At 71.3% G+C, this 14,679-nt stretch carries 13 protein-coding genes and 1 pseudogene; 11 read left to right on the forward strand and 3 right to left on the reverse strand.

Features of this window, described 5'->3' with window-relative positions; all coding sequences use genetic code 11:
- Positions 1 to 27: 27 nt before the first annotated feature.
- Positions 28 to 759 carry an SseB family protein gene (locus O1Q96_RS13915; protein WP_269248472.1) on the forward strand — a complete coding sequence of 244 codons (732 nt, stop codon included), beginning with the start codon at positions 28 to 30 and terminating at the stop codon, positions 757 to 759.
- Positions 760 to 853: 94 nt separating this feature from the next.
- Here O1Q96_RS13915 and O1Q96_RS13920 read toward each other — a convergent pair whose 3' ends face one another.
- Positions 854 to 1,210 (reverse strand): DUF1844 domain-containing protein, encoded by a 357-nt coding sequence (locus O1Q96_RS13920; protein ID WP_217454915.1) that lies wholly within the window; start codon positions 1,208 to 1,210, stop codon positions 854 to 856.
- Positions 1,211 to 1,583: 373 nt separating this feature from the next.
- Here O1Q96_RS13920 and infC point away from each other — a divergent pair.
- The 10 genes and pseudogenes from infC (at position 1,584) to O1Q96_RS13970 (ending at position 13,143) form a co-directional block, all read left to right on the forward strand.
- Positions 1,584 to 2,286: pseudogene (infC, locus tag O1Q96_RS13925) on the forward strand (translation initiation factor IF-3).
- A 130-nt stretch (positions 2,287 to 2,416) separates the two neighbouring features.
- Entirely contained in the window at positions 2,417 to 2,611 is a 195-nt protein-coding gene (gene rpmI, locus O1Q96_RS13930; protein ID WP_019065473.1) for a 50S ribosomal protein L35, read from the forward strand.
- Between the two features lie 95 nt (positions 2,612 to 2,706).
- Positions 2,707 to 3,090, forward strand: a complete 384-nt coding sequence (gene rplT, locus O1Q96_RS13935) for a 50S ribosomal protein L20 (protein WP_055513774.1) — start codon at positions 2,707 to 2,709, stop codon at positions 3,088 to 3,090.
- Between the two features lie 215 nt (positions 3,091 to 3,305).
- Positions 3,306 to 4,148 (forward strand): TrmH family RNA methyltransferase, encoded by an 843-nt coding sequence (locus O1Q96_RS13940; RefSeq protein WP_269248474.1) that lies wholly within the window; start codon positions 3,306 to 3,308, stop codon positions 4,146 to 4,148.
- Between the two features lie 121 nt (positions 4,149 to 4,269).
- Complete coding sequence (locus tag O1Q96_RS13945) at positions 4,270 to 5,415, forward strand: sensor histidine kinase (protein WP_269248475.1); 1,146 nt, start codon at positions 4,270 to 4,272, stop codon at positions 5,413 to 5,415.
- A 146-nt stretch (positions 5,416 to 5,561) separates the two neighbouring features.
- Entirely contained in the window at positions 5,562 to 6,695 is a 1,134-nt protein-coding gene (gene pheS, locus O1Q96_RS13950; protein ID WP_269248476.1) for a phenylalanine--tRNA ligase subunit alpha, read from the forward strand.
- Entirely contained in the window at positions 6,695 to 9,196 is a 2,502-nt protein-coding gene (pheT, locus tag O1Q96_RS13955; RefSeq protein ID WP_269248477.1) for a phenylalanine--tRNA ligase subunit beta, read from the forward strand. Before pheS ends, pheT begins: the two co-directional genes overlap by 1 nt.
- Positions 9,197 to 9,627: 431 nt before the next feature.
- Positions 9,628 to 10,650, forward strand: coding sequence for a PP2C family protein-serine/threonine phosphatase (locus O1Q96_RS13960; RefSeq protein ID WP_269253593.1), 1,023 nt, complete (start codon positions 9,628 to 9,630; stop codon positions 10,648 to 10,650).
- Positions 10,651 to 11,040: 390 nt separating this feature from the next.
- Positions 11,041 to 12,381, forward strand: coding sequence for an NsdA family TPR-like regulatory protein (locus tag O1Q96_RS13965; RefSeq protein WP_269248478.1), 1,341 nt, complete (start codon positions 11,041 to 11,043; stop codon positions 12,379 to 12,381).
- A gap of 216 nt (positions 12,382 to 12,597) precedes the next feature.
- Positions 12,598 to 13,143, forward strand: a complete 546-nt coding sequence (locus O1Q96_RS13970) for an NUDIX hydrolase (RefSeq protein ID WP_217454908.1) — start codon at positions 12,598 to 12,600, stop codon at positions 13,141 to 13,143.
- Positions 13,144 to 13,173: 30 nt separating this feature from the next.
- Here the strand turns inward: O1Q96_RS13970 and O1Q96_RS13975 are convergent, their stop codons facing one another.
- Both O1Q96_RS13975 and O1Q96_RS13980 read right to left on the reverse strand, forming a co-directional pair.
- Positions 13,174 to 13,431 carry a hypothetical protein gene (locus O1Q96_RS13975; RefSeq protein ID WP_217454907.1) on the reverse strand — a complete coding sequence of 86 codons (258 nt, stop codon included), beginning with the start codon at positions 13,429 to 13,431 and terminating at the stop codon, positions 13,174 to 13,176.
- Between the two features lie 267 nt (positions 13,432 to 13,698).
- Positions 13,699 to 14,559, reverse strand: a complete 861-nt coding sequence (locus O1Q96_RS13980) for a 3-hydroxybutyryl-CoA dehydrogenase (protein ID WP_269248479.1) — start codon at positions 14,557 to 14,559, stop codon at positions 13,699 to 13,701.
- Between the last annotated feature and the right edge of the window lie 120 nt (positions 14,560 to 14,679).

Genomic DNA, 14,679 nt, shown 5'->3' on the forward strand with positions numbered 1-14,679 from the left:
CGGACGCCACCGATAGGGTCGGTTCCCGTGGCGAACAAGAACATCCCCGACCCCGGCTTCTCCGACGACGACGGCTCCGCCGACCCCCGGCTGAGCGCGGCGCTCGCGGCCTGGGCCGAGGACAGGTCCGCGCACGGTCCCGTCCTGGCGGCGCTCAGGGACGCGCGACTCCTCGTCCCCGTCGTCGCCGTGCTCGGCGAGGTCGAGGAGGACGAGAACGGGCTGCGCCGCGAGAAGACCAGCGACATGGCGGTGCCCACCCTCAAGGCGGGCGACCGCACCGCGCTGCCCGCCTTCACCTCCACCGAGACACTGGCCCGCTGGGACCCGGCGGCCCGCCCCGTCGCCGTACCCCTGCACCAGGCACTCCGGGCCGCCGCGCACGAGAAGGCCGACACGGTCGTGCTCGACCTGGCAGGACCGGTCGCGTACGAACTGACCGGACCAGCCCTGCTGGCGCTCGCCGAGGGGCGTACGACGACGGACCCGCTGGCCGATCCCGCCGTGGTCGCCGCGGTACGCGCCGCGGTCGCCGCCGAGCCCTCGGTACGCCGTGCCCACCTCGGCCCCGGGCAGGCCGACGGCACCCTCGCCCTGGTACTGGACCCGTCCGCCGCCCCGGCCGAGACCGCCCAGGCGGTCGCCCGGCGCCTCGCGGACGACGACACACTGAGGGCCCGCCTGGTGCGCGGCCTCGACCTGGCACTCCTGCCGGCCGAGGCGACGCCACCGGGCGAGCCCCTGTACGTACGTCGGTAGACACGGACGCCGACGCATCCGTACGCCGGCGGTTCCCCGGTAGCCCGGCGGGCGCGCCGTGCGTGCGCGCGCCCGCGGCCCCGGGGCGAAGAGGTCAGCCGAAGACCGGGCCCGTGTACTTCTCGCCCGGGCCCTGACCCGGCTCGTCCGGGACGAGCGACGCCTCGCGGAACGCCAGCTGCAGCGACTTCAGGCCGTCGCGCAGCGGTGCCGCGTGGAAGGAGCTGATCTCGGTCGTGCTCGCGTCGAGCAGTCCGGCCAGGGCGTGGACCAGCTTGCGGGCCTCGTCGAGGTCCTTGTACTTGTCGCCCTCCTCGGTCAGACCGAGCTTCACGGCGGCGGCGCTCATCAGGTTGACGGCGACCGTGACCAGGACCTCGACCGCGGGGACCTCCGCGATGTCGCGGGTCATGTCGTCGAAACCGGGGGACTCAGGAGGGGTGTCACTCATGCCCCACACGATAGGCCCAGGCCCGGCGGCCCAGGCCCGCGGGAGACCGCGAACGGTGCGTGCACACCGATTAGCACCACCCCCGGGGAGCTGCTAACCTTGTGTAACGACCGGCCGGACACTCCTGTGCCCGGCCCGCAAGTGGAGGCTCCGATCTCCCACCCGACCATCCTCCGGGACGGCGGGTCACCCGGTCAGGCGGCCACCATCGTTCCGTACGGACGATGGAGCCGCTGGATATGCGCCCCGCGGTTGGCCGCGGCGGTGCTCCGGTAATCCTTGGAGCCACCGCCTGTGTCCCGTCCGGGGCATTTTTCATGTGCCTCGGTGGTTGGTCAGCGAAAGACGTACGCGAGCTGTCTGCCAGACAGCCGTGTGGTGCTATCCGAGGAGGATCCATCAGCGCCGAGCCCCGCATCAACGACCGGATTCGCGTTCCCGAGGTACGACTTGTCGGTCCCAGCGGTGAGCAGGTCGGGATTGTCCCGCTTGCCAAGGCCCTGGAGCTTGCGCAGGAGTACGACCTCGACCTGGTCGAGGTGGCCGCGACTGCGCGTCCGCCGGTCTGCAAGCTCATGGACTACGGGAAGTTCAAGTACGAGTCGGCCATGAAGGCCCGTGAGGCGCGCAAGAACCAGGCGCACACGGTCATCAAGGAGATGAAGCTCCGGCCGAAGATCGACCCGCACGACTATGACACCAAGAAGGGTCACGTCGTCCGGTTCCTCAAGCAGGGCGACAAGGTCAAGATCACGATCATGTTCCGTGGTCGCGAGCAGTCCCGGCCGGAACTCGGCTACCGACTGCTGCAGCGTCTCGCTTCGGACGTCGAGGACCTCGGGTTCGTCGAGTCGAACCCGAAGCAGGACGGCCGAAACATGATCATGGTTCTCGGTCCGCACAAGAAGAAGACCGAGGCGATGGCCGAGGCCCGCGAGGCCCAGGCGGCACGCAAGGCGGAGGCGAAGGCCAACCCGGGCAAGTCGCAGAACCACGCGGACGACGACATCCCCGAAGGGGAGATCGCCGACTCCGAGGTCGCCGAGGCCCCGGCCGAGGCTCCCGCCGAGGCCTGATCCCGGGGCGCGAGTCCCGGTGGGTTTCCGGACGCGAGTCCGGGGACGTCAACCGATACACATGACGTTCCGTTGTGCCCGGTTTAACGACCGGGCACAGGAGCGCCACCGACGAGGAGAGTACGGCGCCATGCCGAAGAACAAGTCGCACAGCGGTGCCAGCAAGCGCTTCAAGATCACCGGCTCCGGCAAGGTGCTTCGCGAGCGTGCCGGCAAGCGCCACCTGCTCGAGCACAAGTCGTCGCGCGTGACGCGCCGCCTCACCGGCAACGCCGAGATGGCCCCGGGCGACGCCAAGAAGATCAAGAAGCTTCTCGGCAAGTGACGTCCCGGCGCCCAGGCGCCGTACGTCAGAACCGGGACCCCATCGATTTCGGACCGTGTGACAACCACCACGGTCCCGCTACAAGGAGTTAAAAAGTGGCACGCGTCAAGCGGGCAGTCAACGCCCACAAGAAGCGCCGGGCAATCCTCGAGGCGGCCTCCGGCTACCGCGGTCAGCGTTCGCGCCTGTACCGCAAGGCCAAGGAGCAGGTCACCCACTCCCTGGTCTACAACTACAACGACCGCAAGAAGCGCAAGGGCGACTTCCGTCGGCTGTGGATCCAGCGCATCAACGCCGCTGCCCGCGCCAACGGCATGACGTACAACCGCCTCATCCAGGGTCTGAACGCCGCCAACATCGAGGTGGACCGCAAGATCCTCGCGGAGCTGGCCGTCAACGACGCCAACGCGTTCGCCGCGCTCGTCGAGGTCGCGCAGAAGGCGCTGCCGTCGGACGTCAACGCGCCGAAGGCTGCGTGACGCTGGCGCTGGCCCCGGCCGGATCCTGTGTGTGGGCTCGCTTGCCGTAAGGCTGCGGGCCCACATTTGTTTTCCTTGTCGCCGCGCGTACGGCCGGTCCGGCACCGCCGGAATCCGCCGCCGTGGCCGGGCGCCGCCGCGGCGGGAGCACGGGGCGCCCCCTCGGCGCGGCAAGCGGTACGCCCGACCCCCGCCCGTGAACCGAAGGTGAACCGATGTCCATCGGCCCCGAGCTGATCTCCCCCCGCTCCGCGCGTGTCTCCGCCGCCCGGCGGCTGGCCAGGCGGAGCTTCCGGGGGAAGGAGCGCCTGTTCCTCGCCGAGGGACCGCAGGCCGTGCGCGAGGCCGCCGGGCACCGCGGGGAGAGCGGCGCGACACTCGTCGAGCTCTTCGTGACGCCGGACGCCGCCGAGCGGTACGCCGACATCGTGGGGGAGGCCCGGGGCGCGGGCGCCCGCGTGCACCTCGCCGCCGACGACGTGATCGCGGACATCTCGACGACCATCACCCCGCAGGGGCTCGTCGGGGTCTGCCGGTTCCTGGACACCCCGTTCGACGAGATCCTCAAGGCCGGGCCCAGGCTGGTCGCCGTCCTGGCACACGTGCGGGACCCCGGCAACGCGGGCACCGTCCTGCGGTGCGCCGACGCCGCCGGCGCCGACGCCGTCGTCCTCACCGACGCGTCCGTCGACCTCTACAACCCCAAGTCCGTGCGGGCGTCGGTCGGTTCGCTGTTCCACCTGCCCGTCGCGGTCGGCGTACCCGTCGAACAGGCCGTGCAGGGCCTCAAGGACGCCGGGGTACGGATCCTCGCCGCCGACGGCGCGGGCGAGGACGACCTGGACGACGAGCTCGACAAGGGCACCATGGGCGGGCCGACCGCCTGGGTGTTCGGCAACGAGGCGTGGGGGCTCCCGGAGGAGACCCGTGCGCTGGCGGACGCCGTCGTGCGCGTACCGATCCACGGCAAGGCGGAGAGCCTGAACCTCGCGACCGCGGCCGCCGTATGCCTCTACGCCTCGGCTCGTGCGCAGCGTGCCCGCCGTGCTCGTTCCTGAGGGGGTCCGTTCCGTCACTCCCAGCTAGTAGGGTGACGGGCTCGGGGAACCGCCCCCCAGCTCTCGGCCGCGTTCGAGCAGGGAGGCACCCCCGATGCCAGAGGAGAGGTGGGGTACGGGGATGAGTGTCGGCACGAGCGGTGCGAAGAGCGCACTGCGGGCGCACGACGTACGGAGCGCTCCCGCGTCCCGGCCCGCCGACCCCGCCGAGCTCGGCCTCGACCCCGACGAACTGCCCGACGGCCTCGTGATCGCCGACGAACGCGGCAGGGTCGTCTGCTTCAACGCCGCCGCCGCCCGGATCACCGCCACCCCCGCCGCCGACGCCCTGGGGCGGCATCTGGAGCGGGCCCTGCCGTTGGAGGACCTCGAAGGCCGCCGCTGGTGGCAGCTGACCGACCCGTACGGCGGTCTCGCGATCCGTGTCGGACAGCCCGAGCGCAATCTGCTGCTGCCGGGAGGCCGGGAGGTCCTCGTCTCGGCCCGGTACGTCCGGGTGCGGCCCACCGGCCCGGTCCGCCGGGTCGTCGTCTCGCTCCGCGACACCGAGGCCCGCCGCCGCACCGAGCGCAGCCACGCCGAGCTGATCGCCACGGTCGCCCACGAACTGCGCTCGCCGCTCACCTCCGTCAAGGGCTTCACCGCGACACTGCTCGCCAAGTGGGAGCGCTTCACCGACGACCAGAAGAAGCTGATGCTGGAGACGGTCGACGCCGACGCCAACCGCGTCACGCGTCTGATCGCCGAGCTCCTCGACATCTCCCGCATCGACTCCGGGCGCCTCGAAGTGCGCCGCCAGCCCGTCGACATAGGCGCCGCCGTCGGCCGCCACATCCAGGCGTACGTCGCCTCCGGCCAGTCCGCCGACCGCTTCCTGCTGCGCATCGGTCAGCCGCTGCCCGATCTGTGGGCCGATCCCGACAAGGTCGACCAGGTGCTCAGCAACCTGCTGGAAAATGCGGTGCGGCACGGCGAGGGAACCGTCACCATCGACGTAGAGCCCGCGCCGTCGCCCCGCGAAGGGGAGGACGCCGGCACGTCGGTCACGGTGAGCGACGAGGGCCCCGGCATCCCGGAGGAGTCCATGAACCGCGTCTTCACCCGCTTCTGGCGGGGCAGCAAGCGCGGCGGCACCGGCCTGGGGCTGTACATCGTCAAGGGCATCGTCGAAGCCCACGGCGGCACCATCACGGTCGGCCGCGCCCCCGAGGGCGGGGCACAGTTCCGATTTACGTTGCCCGTGAGCACCCCGGCGTATCTGCAGTGACGCCGAAGAGGCCCCACGGGCGCATTCGCACACCTCACCCCCGTTAGACTCGGCCTCTGGCACCTTTGCGTCCCCCTTTCAGGGACAGGGCGTCCCGAGAGTCGCGACGGGGACCTTTGGCCAACCAATCGGAAGCACGGGAAGAGATGTCGGCACCGAACAAGTCGTACGACCCTGTTGAGGTCGAGGCACTGAAACCGGAAGAGATCGAGCGCATGCGGGACGAGGCGCTCGCCGCCTTCGCCGCCGCCGGCGACCTCGACACGCTCCAGGAGGCCAAGGTCGCCCACACCGGCGGCGCCTCGCCGCTGGCCCTCGCCAACCGCGAGATCGGCGCACTGCCCCCGCACGCCAAGGCCGCCGCGGGCAAGCTCGTCGGCCAGGCCCGTGGCGCGGTGAACAAGGCGCTCGCGGCCCGCCAGGTCGAACTGGAGGCCGAGCGCGACGCCCGTGTGCTGGTCGAGGAGGCCGTGGACGTCACACTGCCCCACGACCGCGTACCGGCCGGTGCCCGGCACCCGCTGACCACCATGATGGAGCGGGTCGCGGACGTCTTCGTGTCCATGGGATACGAGATCGCTGAAGGGCCCGAGGTCGAGGCGGAGTGGTTCAACTTCGACGCCCTGAACTTCGGCCCGGACCACCCGGCCCGGCAGATGCAGGACACCTTCTTCGTCCAGGGTTCCGACGGTGCCGAGGACTCGGACGGCGAGTCCGGTGTCGTGCTCCGCACGCACACCTCGCCCGTGCAGGCCCGCGCGCTCCTCGACCGGGAGCCGCCCGTCTACATCGTGTGCCCCGGCCGCGTGTACCGCACGGACGAGCTGGACGCCACGCACACGCCGGTCTTCCACCAGATCGAGCTGCTCGCCGTCGACGAGGGCCTGACCATGGCCGACCTCAAGGGCACCCTCGACCACATGGTCCGGTCGCTCTTCGGCGCGGACATGAAGACCCGGCTGCGACCGAACTTCTTCCCGTTCACCGAGCCGTCCGCCGAGATGGACATGCTCTGCTACGTCTGCAAGGGCGAGTCCGTCGGCAACCCCGACCGTCCCTGCCGCACCTGCTCCAGCGAGGGCTGGATCGAGCTCGGCGGCTGCGGCATGGTCAACCCGCGCGTGCTGACCGCCTGCGGTGTGGACCCCGAGAAGTACAGCGGATTCGCCTTCGGGTTCGGCATCGAGCGGATGCTGATGTTCCGCCACAACGTCGAAGACATGCGAGACATGGTCGAGGGTGACGTCCGGTTCACCCGGCCGTTCGGGATGGAGATCTGATGCGGGTCCCGCTTTCCTGGCTGCGGGAGTACGTCGACCTCCCCGCCACCGAGACCGGCCGCGACGTGCAGGCCAGGCTCGTCTCCGCCGGCCTGGAGGTCGAGAGGGTCGAGCGGCTCGGCGCCGACCTCAAGGGGCCGCTCGTCGTCGGCCGGGTGCTGACCATCGAGGAGCTGGAGGGCTTCAAGAAGCCGATCCGCTTCTGCACCGTCGACGTCGGCACCGCCAACGGCACGGGTGAGCCCCAGGAGATCGTCTGCGGCGCCCGCAACTTCGCCGTCGGCGACAAGGTCGTCGTGGTCCTGCCCGGCGCCGTGCTGCCCGGCGACTTCGCGATCGCCGCGCGCAAGACGTACGGCAAGACCTCGCACGGCATGATCTGCTCCGGCGACGAGCTGGGCATGGGCGACGACGGAAGCGGCGGCATCATCGTCCTGCCGCCCGAGCACGAGGTCGGCACGGACGCGATCGAACTGCTCGAACTCGTCGACGAGGTCCTCGACATCGCGGTCACGCCCGACCGCGGTTACGCCCTGTCGATGCGCGGCGTCGCCCGCGAGGCCGCCACCGCCTACGGGCTGCCGCTGCGCGACCCGGCGCTGCTCGACGTGCCCGGACCGAACGCGTTCGGACACCCCGTGGAGGTCTCCGACCGGCAGGGCTGCGACCGCTTCACCGCGCGCACCGTCACCGGTCTCGCACCCGAGACGGGCTCCCCGATCTGGCTGCAGCGCCGCCTCCAGAAGGCCGGCATGCGCCCGATCTCGCTGGCCGTCGACATCACCAACTACGTGATGCTGGAGCTCGGCCAGCCCCTGCACGCGTACGACCGCTCCCGGATCCAGGGTGCGATCGGCGTGCGCCGGGCCGAGCCGGGCGAGAAGCTCACCACCCTCGACGGCACCAAGCGCACGCTGGACGCCGAGGACCTGGTGATCACCGACGACCGGGGGCCCATCGGCCTGGCCGGTGTCATGGGCGGAGCCAACACCGAGATCGACGACACCGAGGGCACCACCACCGAGGTCGTCATCGAGGCCGCGCACTTCGACCCCATCTCCATCGCGCGCACGGCCCGCCGCCACAAGCTGGCCTCGGAGGCGTCCAAGCGCTTCGAGCGGGGCGTCGACCCGGAGGCCGCGGCGGCCGCCGCCCAGCGCACGGTCGACCTGCTGGTCCTCCTCGCGGGCGGCACCGCCGACGCCGGTGTCACCCAGATCACCGCGCCGTCCGCGCCGCACACCATCACCATCCCGGCGAACCACCCGGACAAGGTCGCGGGCGTCGACTACGGCCGCGAGACCGTCGTACGCCGTCTCCAGCAGGTCGGCTGCGACGTCTACGGGCAGGACGAGCTGCTCGTCACCGTCCCCTCCTGGCGGCCCGACCTGAGCGACCCGAACGACCTCGCCGAAGAGGTCATCCGCCTCGAGGGCTACGAGAACCTGCCCTCGACGCTGCCCAGGCCCCCCGCGGGCCTGGGGCTGACCGACCGGCAGCGGCTGCACCGCCGGGTCGGCCGGGCGCTGGCCGGCGCCGGGTACGTCGAGGCGCTGAACTACCCGTTCATCGGGACCGAGGTGCTCGACCAGCTCGGCCTGGAGGCCGACGACCCGCGCCGCACCCTCGTGCGGCTGGTCAACCCGCTCTCCGACGAAGAGCCCGCGATGCGTACGACTCTGCTGCCGGGCCTTCTCGGCGCGCTGCGGCGCAACGACGGCCGCGGTTCGCACGACCTGGCGCTCTTCGAGACCGGTCTGGTCTTCCGGCCGACGGGGCGGGAGCGGAAGGCCGAGCGTCTGTCCGTCGACCGTCGTCCCACCGACGAGGAGATCGCCGGGGTCGACGCCGCGCTGCCGCGTCAGCCGCGTCGCGCCGCCGTCGTCCTCGCGGGAGCCCGCGAGCAGGCCGGCTGGTGGGGCAAGGGGCGCCCGGCGGACTGGGCGGACGCTGTCGAGGCCGCTCGCACCGTCGCCCGTGAGGCCGGCGTCGAGCTGACCGTGCGCGGCGACCGGCACGCTCCCTGGCACCCGGGCCGCTGCGCCGCGCTGTACGCCACGGTGGACGGCGAGGAGACGCTCGTCGGTCACGCGGGTGAGCTGCACCCGCGTGTCATCAAGGCGCTGCACCTGCCGGAGCGCAGCTGCGCCATGGAGATCGAGCTGGACCTCCTGGAGCGGGCCGGCGCCGGCGCTCTCCAGGCGCCGCGCATCTCCGCCTTCCCCGTCGCCACGCAGGACGTCGCGCTGGTCGTCTCCCGGGACGTCCCGGCCGCTGACGTGGAGGCCGCGCTGCGCGAGGGCGCGGGTGAACTCCTCGAGTCCGTCCGGCTGTTCGACGTGTACGAGAGCGAGCAGCTCGGCGGGGACAGGAAGTCCCTGGCGTACGCGCTGCGCTTCCGGGCGAACGACCGGACCCTGACCGTGGACGAGGCGTCCGCGGCGCGGGACACGGCGGTCGCCCTCGCGGGCGAGCGCACGGGGGCTGTCCTGCGGAGTTAGCGGTACCGGGGGCGCCGGGGAACTGAGAGCCGTCGGCCGGGTGCGATGCGCCCGGCCGCGCGGTTTCCCGCCGCCCTCCGGGCGGAGCTCCCTCCTGAGCCCTGTGTAGTCACCTCACTCTTTTGGGTGACAAGTGCGGGTGATCTGGTCCGGCCGGGGCACGCGGTCGACAGAATCGACCCGGCCGAAGAGGCCGGTGCCTGCGCTGAACAGGGCCTAGGGGGGCCATCGGCATGATCCGTACCAAGGCTGGGGCTCCCCGCCGGGCCCGGCCCGGGGGGAGCCGTCGGACACGATGGCTGCAATCCGTCACCCGTGCGCTGAACCGGGCTCCGGCCCGCGGTCTCGGCCGCTCCCGGGCCGGTCGACTGCGCCGCGGTGAGGTCCGCCGCATCGGCCGGGACCGACAGCGGCTGCGCCGGGTGCTGGCGATGGGGCTGCCCACCGCCTGGGGCGCGGTGGCGATCACGTACAAGCTGGCCTGTCCGCTCGCCCAGGAGAACGCCCTCGGTGCGCGGATCGTCACCTGCGCCGTGTTCTTCGCGGTCGGTACGGGCCTGATACTGCACGTCCGACGGGGACTCCTGCGGGAGTTGCGGCAGATTCGCAAGGTCGCGGGGGCCGCCCAGGGTGTGCTCCTGCGTCCACTGCCGCCGTGCGTCGACGGGCTGGGTGTCGCGGCCGCCCAGTTCTCCGCGGACCGCGGCGCCGGCGTCGGGGGCGACCTGTACGAGGTGATCGGCACGGAGCACGGCGTACGGGTCGTGATGGGTGACGTCCGCGGGCACGGGCTGGCAGCCATCGGGACGGTCGCCGCCGTGCTCGGCAGCTTCCGTGAGGTCGTCCACGACGAGCCCGAACTCCCCGGTGTGCTGCGGAAACTGGAGCGCGCCATGGGCAGGCACCTCCGGGAGCGCGCGAAGGCCGAGCACCTCTCGTCGGCACTGGACCCCGACAATCCGGTCGCCGAGGAGTTCGTCACCGTGCTGCTCCTGGAGATCGGCCGCGACGGCGAGGTGCGCGCTCTGAACTGCGGTCACCCGTGGCCGTATCTGCTGCGTGGCCCCGGAGGACCCGCCGGCGTACGAGGGCAGGTGGAGCACCTCGCCGCCGGCGACCCACTGCCTCCCCTCGGGCCCTTCCCGCTCCCGGCCGAGCTGCCCGTCGTCCGCTACGGGCGTCTGCTGCCCGGCGAGGCGCTGTTCCTGCACACGGACGGTGTCGAGGACGCCCGTGACAGGCATGGCCGGTTCTTTCCCCTGATCACCGCGCTGACGGAAGCCGCCCGCGCTCAGCCGATCTCCCCTCAGGCCGTACTCGGCACCGTCTTCACCCGGCTGCTCGGGCACGCGGGGGGACCACCCTCCGACGACGTGGCCGTGCTGGTCCTGCGCAACGACCGGGCGAGGGTGCCGAGACAACAGGGCGAACCCGTGGCCCACCAGGTCAAGTGACCGTTTCGCGCTCGCCGTTCGGCGCACGGGAGGAGGCGCGGGGAGCCGCGTGACCAGCCACGACCGGTCGGCGACCGCCGAACAGCCGCGGCCGCCCGGGCCCGGCCCGGTGGAACGACCCGGTGGATCGATCCGGCGGAGCCGTCCGCCCCGCCACGGAGTGTCGGGCAGGCAGCTGGGCGGACGGCGTGGAATCCGGGCCGCCGCACTGTACGAGGGGGAGCCGGCGGCCCGGCCGGCCTCTTGCGAGGCATTTCAGTCAACCGGGCCACAACTCTCCGCAACAGCGCGCGTACTGCCCGGATTCGGGCACTCCGTTCACACCCCGTGTGATGGGGGAGGCGCTACGTTGAACAGCACCGTCGGCACCCGAGCCACCGGATGGCATTCATGCAGCCCAACACTCTGCTCGACGCGATCCTCGACGAGGCCGGGATCTCGCACGCGGGACTCGCCGCCCATGTGAACCAGGCGGGCCGGGCGCGCGGCCTCGTGCTCCGGTACGAACACACCGCCGTGGCGCGGTGGCTGAAGGGCCAGCGGCCCCGTGGCCAGGTGCCCGACCTGATCTGCGAGGTGCTCGCCTCCCGGCTCCAACGGCCCGTCACGCTCGACGACATCGGACTCGGGGTGCCCGGCGAGCCGGCCACCCCGCACGGCACGACGCTCTCCGGTTTCGTCGAACGCGCCACCGCCCTGTGGCGCTCCGACGAACAGCAGAGACCGCACATCCTCGGCGCCCCCGCCGTCACCGGCACGCCCGCCGTGATGCCGGTGTGGGAGTGGGAGAACCCGCCGGAGGACGTGGACGTCTCGCGCGGCGGACGGCACCGCGTGAGCATGTCCGACATCGAGATGCTGCGCGCCGCCCGCGCCCACTACGAGCAGATGTACCGCAAGGCGGGAGGTGTCGCCACCCGTACCCGCATCGTCGGATTCCTCAACTCCGAGACCGCGCCGCTCCTCAGGGGCAGTTACACCGACGCCACCGGCCGTCAGCTCCACCGCGCCACCGGCGGCCTGGTGGCGATCGCCGGCATCTGCGCGTACGACTCCGACGCGCACGGTCTCGCCCAGCGCTACTTCCACCAGGCCCTCAGGCTCGCGAAGGCCAGCGGGGACAGGGGACTCGGGGCCTACGTCATCGCGCTCCTCGTCAACCAGGCGCTGTTCATGCGGGAGAACCGGCAGGCGGTGGCCTTCGCCGAGGCCGCGCTGCGCGCCGCGGGACGGCACATCACTCCGGCGCTCGCGTCGGACCTCTACGCGATGCAGGCAAAGGCGTACGCACACCTCGGCGACGGCAGCAGCGCGCTGTCCTGCATCCGGCGTGCCGAGCAGGCCGCCGAGCGCATCCGGCGCGGCTACGAACCGGACGAGACCGGCTATGTCCAGCCGGGCCTGGTCAATGTGCAGGTGGCGGAGGCGTTGTTGAGCCTGGGCGACCTGGTCGCCGCGCGGGAGCACGCCGCTGCCGCCGTGGACAACCCGGCGCACGACCGGGGCAGGGTGCACCGGCTCGCCATGCTCAGCCAGATCGAGCTGCGCCAGGGCAACGCCGACAAGGCGGTCGTGACCGCGGTGGAAATGGCGGAACGCGCCCGGGGAATGGAGTCCCAGCGCCTGCGCGACAGACTGCGTGCGGTACGCGAACACCTGGTCGCCAACGGATGTGCGGGCACCACCGAGGCCGCCGAACTCATCGACGGAGCCCTGCGCGTACCGCTCTAGTGCCGCGGCACTGGGAAGTGGCCGTGGGGGAACACTCCGGGAAGAGACCCGGAGGATCGCGTGAGACGACGCCCCAACCGCTGACGGAGGCCCGGAGCCCTCCGCGGTGGTACAACTCTGCGCCTACCGCTGCGCTGCGAGCGGCCCGCTGTGAGCCTGCTGTGCGGACGCTCCTGCTGCGATATTGCCATCTACTCGGCGGAAGGTGGCAGAACCGTGCAGTGGACGAAACTGAACGAACAAACTGTGTACGCAAACCGCTGGTTCAGCGTCAATCTCGCAGATGTCGAGCTGCCGGACGGTCGGCACCTCGATCACTTCCTGATACGGCTGCGGCCCGTCGCCGTGGCCACTGTGGTGAATGAGGCGAACGAGGTGCTGCTCCTGTGGCGGCACCGCTTCATCACCGACAGCTGGGGATGGGAGCTTCCCGCGGGCGTCGTCGAGGACGGTGAGGACATCGCCGTCGCGGCCGCCCGCGAACTGGAGGAGGAGACCGGGTGGCGGCCGGGACCCCTGCGCCATCTGATGAGCGTCGAGCCCTCCAACGGGCTCACCGACGCCCGGCACCACATCTACTGGGCCGACGAAGGCGCGTACATCGGACACCCCGTGGACGACTTCGAGTCCGACCGTCGGGAATGGGTGCCCCTCAAACTCGCCCCCGACATGGTCGCCCGCGGCGAGGTCCCGGCCGCCAACATGGCTGCCGCACTGCTCCTCCTGCATCATCTGAGGCTCGGGCAGGACGCTTTGCCCTGATCCCGCCCGCGGCGCCCACGGGCCCAGGGCCTAGCGGCCCAGAGCCTGCCAGACCGCCACGGCGAGTGCGCCCACGGCCGTGACGACCGCGACCGCGCGCAGCGGCCAGCGGGTGTGTTCGAGTGAGACGACCCGGGTACTCAGGTCGTCGAGCTCCTTGGCGGTCTGTTCGGCGCGATGACTGAGCAGAGTCATGCCGCCCTCGACGCGGGCATGTGCCACATCGAGGCGACGGCGTAACTCCGCGAGTTCTCCATGGACCACGGGATGCTCCGGGTCGGCGGTCACGTGTCCGCTCCTTTCCGTAGTCGTCACATCCCCTACCTGCGCACGGAAAGTCAACTCGCCTGGTGGACGCGTGGGGAGCGTGTGCGAGGGGCATATGCGGGCCCGCGGCGCACACGGTGTGTGAATGCGGCGGGCCCGGCCCCCGAAAGAGAGCCGGGCCCGCAGAGGCCTGCCGGTCGTACGGACAGTAGTCACGAGCCCTGAAGGGCGCGGGGAACCGCGCGACCAGCCACTGACAACCCGCAGCCGGTCAACGGCCTGTGCAGGTCAGGGGTACGTGTAGAAGCCCGAGCCGGACTTGCGTCCGAGGCGCCCCGCGTCGACCATGCGCTGGAGCAGCGGCGGAGCCGCGTACAGGGGCTCCTTGTACTCCTCGTACATCGAGTACGCGACCGACGCGACGGTGTCGAGGCCGATCAGGTCGGACAGCTTGAGCGGCCCCATCGGGTGGGCGCAGCCCAGCTCCATGCCGTTGTCGATGTCCTCGCGGCTCGCCATGCCGGACTCGAACATCCGGATCGCGGAGAGGAGATAGGGGATCAGCAGCGCGTTGACGACGAAGCCCGAGCGGTCCTGCGCGCGGATCGCGTGCTTGCCGAGGATCTTCTCGACCAGGGACTGCGCCCGGCTGATGGTGCCCTCGGAGGTGGTGAGGGCCGGGATCAGCTCGACGAGCTTCTGCACCGGGGCCGGGTTGAAGAAGTGGATGCCGATGACCTGGTCGGGACGCGAGGTGGCGACGGCGAGCTTCACCAGCGGGATGGAGGAGGTGTTCGAGGCGAGGATCGCGTCCTGCCGGAGCACCACCTGGTCGAGCACCTGGAAGATCTCCGTCTTCACCTGCTCGTTCTCGACGACCGCCTCGATCACCAGATCGCGGTCGGAGAACTCGCCGAGGTCGGTGGTGAAGGACAGCCGCTCCTGCGTGGCGTCCCGCTCCTCCTCGGAGATCTTGCCGCGCTCGGCGGCCTTGGAGAGCGAGTTGTAGAGCCGGGTCCGGCCAATCTCCAACGCCTCACCAGTGGTCTCGGCGACCATCACGTCCAGGCCGGCGCGGGCGCACACCTCGGCGATGCCCGCTCCCATCTGGCCGCAGCCCACCACTCCGACGCGTTCGATGTCGGTCACATCGTCCCTTTCGCTCACTGTTCACGGGCCCGGCAGGTTCCCGTTGTGCGGTGCCTGCCAACGCCACGCACGTTACTCCGGATCTGCACACGAACGACCGGCCGGGTCGGGCATGCTGTG

It is taken from the genome of Streptomyces aurantiacus (assembly GCF_027107535.1).
Taxonomy (GTDB): Bacteria; Actinomycetota; Actinomycetes; order Streptomycetales; family Streptomycetaceae; genus Streptomyces.

What these genes read in the sequence shown, in the direction of transcription:
- O1Q96_RS13920 (WP_217454915.1), bottom strand. Translation starts at nt 1,210, where the DNA reads ATGAGTGACACCCCTCCTGAGTCCCCCGGTTTCGACGACATGACCCGC.
- rpmI (WP_019065473.1), top strand. Translation starts at nt 2,417, where the DNA reads ATGCCGAAGAACAAGTCGCACAGCGGTGCCAGCAAGCGCTTCAAGATC.
- O1Q96_RS13940 (WP_269248474.1), top strand. Translation starts at nt 3,306, where the DNA reads ATGTCCATCGGCCCCGAGCTGATCTCCCCCCGCTCCGCGCGTGTCTCC.
- O1Q96_RS13945 (WP_269248475.1), top strand. Translation starts at nt 4,270, where the DNA reads ATGAGTGTCGGCACGAGCGGTGCGAAGAGCGCACTGCGGGCGCACGAC.
- pheS (WP_269248476.1), top strand. Translation starts at nt 5,562, where the DNA reads ATGTCGGCACCGAACAAGTCGTACGACCCTGTTGAGGTCGAGGCACTG.
- pheT (WP_269248477.1), top strand. Translation starts at nt 6,695, where the DNA reads ATGCGGGTCCCGCTTTCCTGGCTGCGGGAGTACGTCGACCTCCCCGCC.
- O1Q96_RS13960 (WP_269253593.1), top strand. Translation starts at nt 9,628, where the DNA reads ATGGGGCTGCCCACCGCCTGGGGCGCGGTGGCGATCACGTACAAGCTG.
- O1Q96_RS13965 (WP_269248478.1), top strand. Translation starts at nt 11,041, where the DNA reads ATGCAGCCCAACACTCTGCTCGACGCGATCCTCGACGAGGCCGGGATC.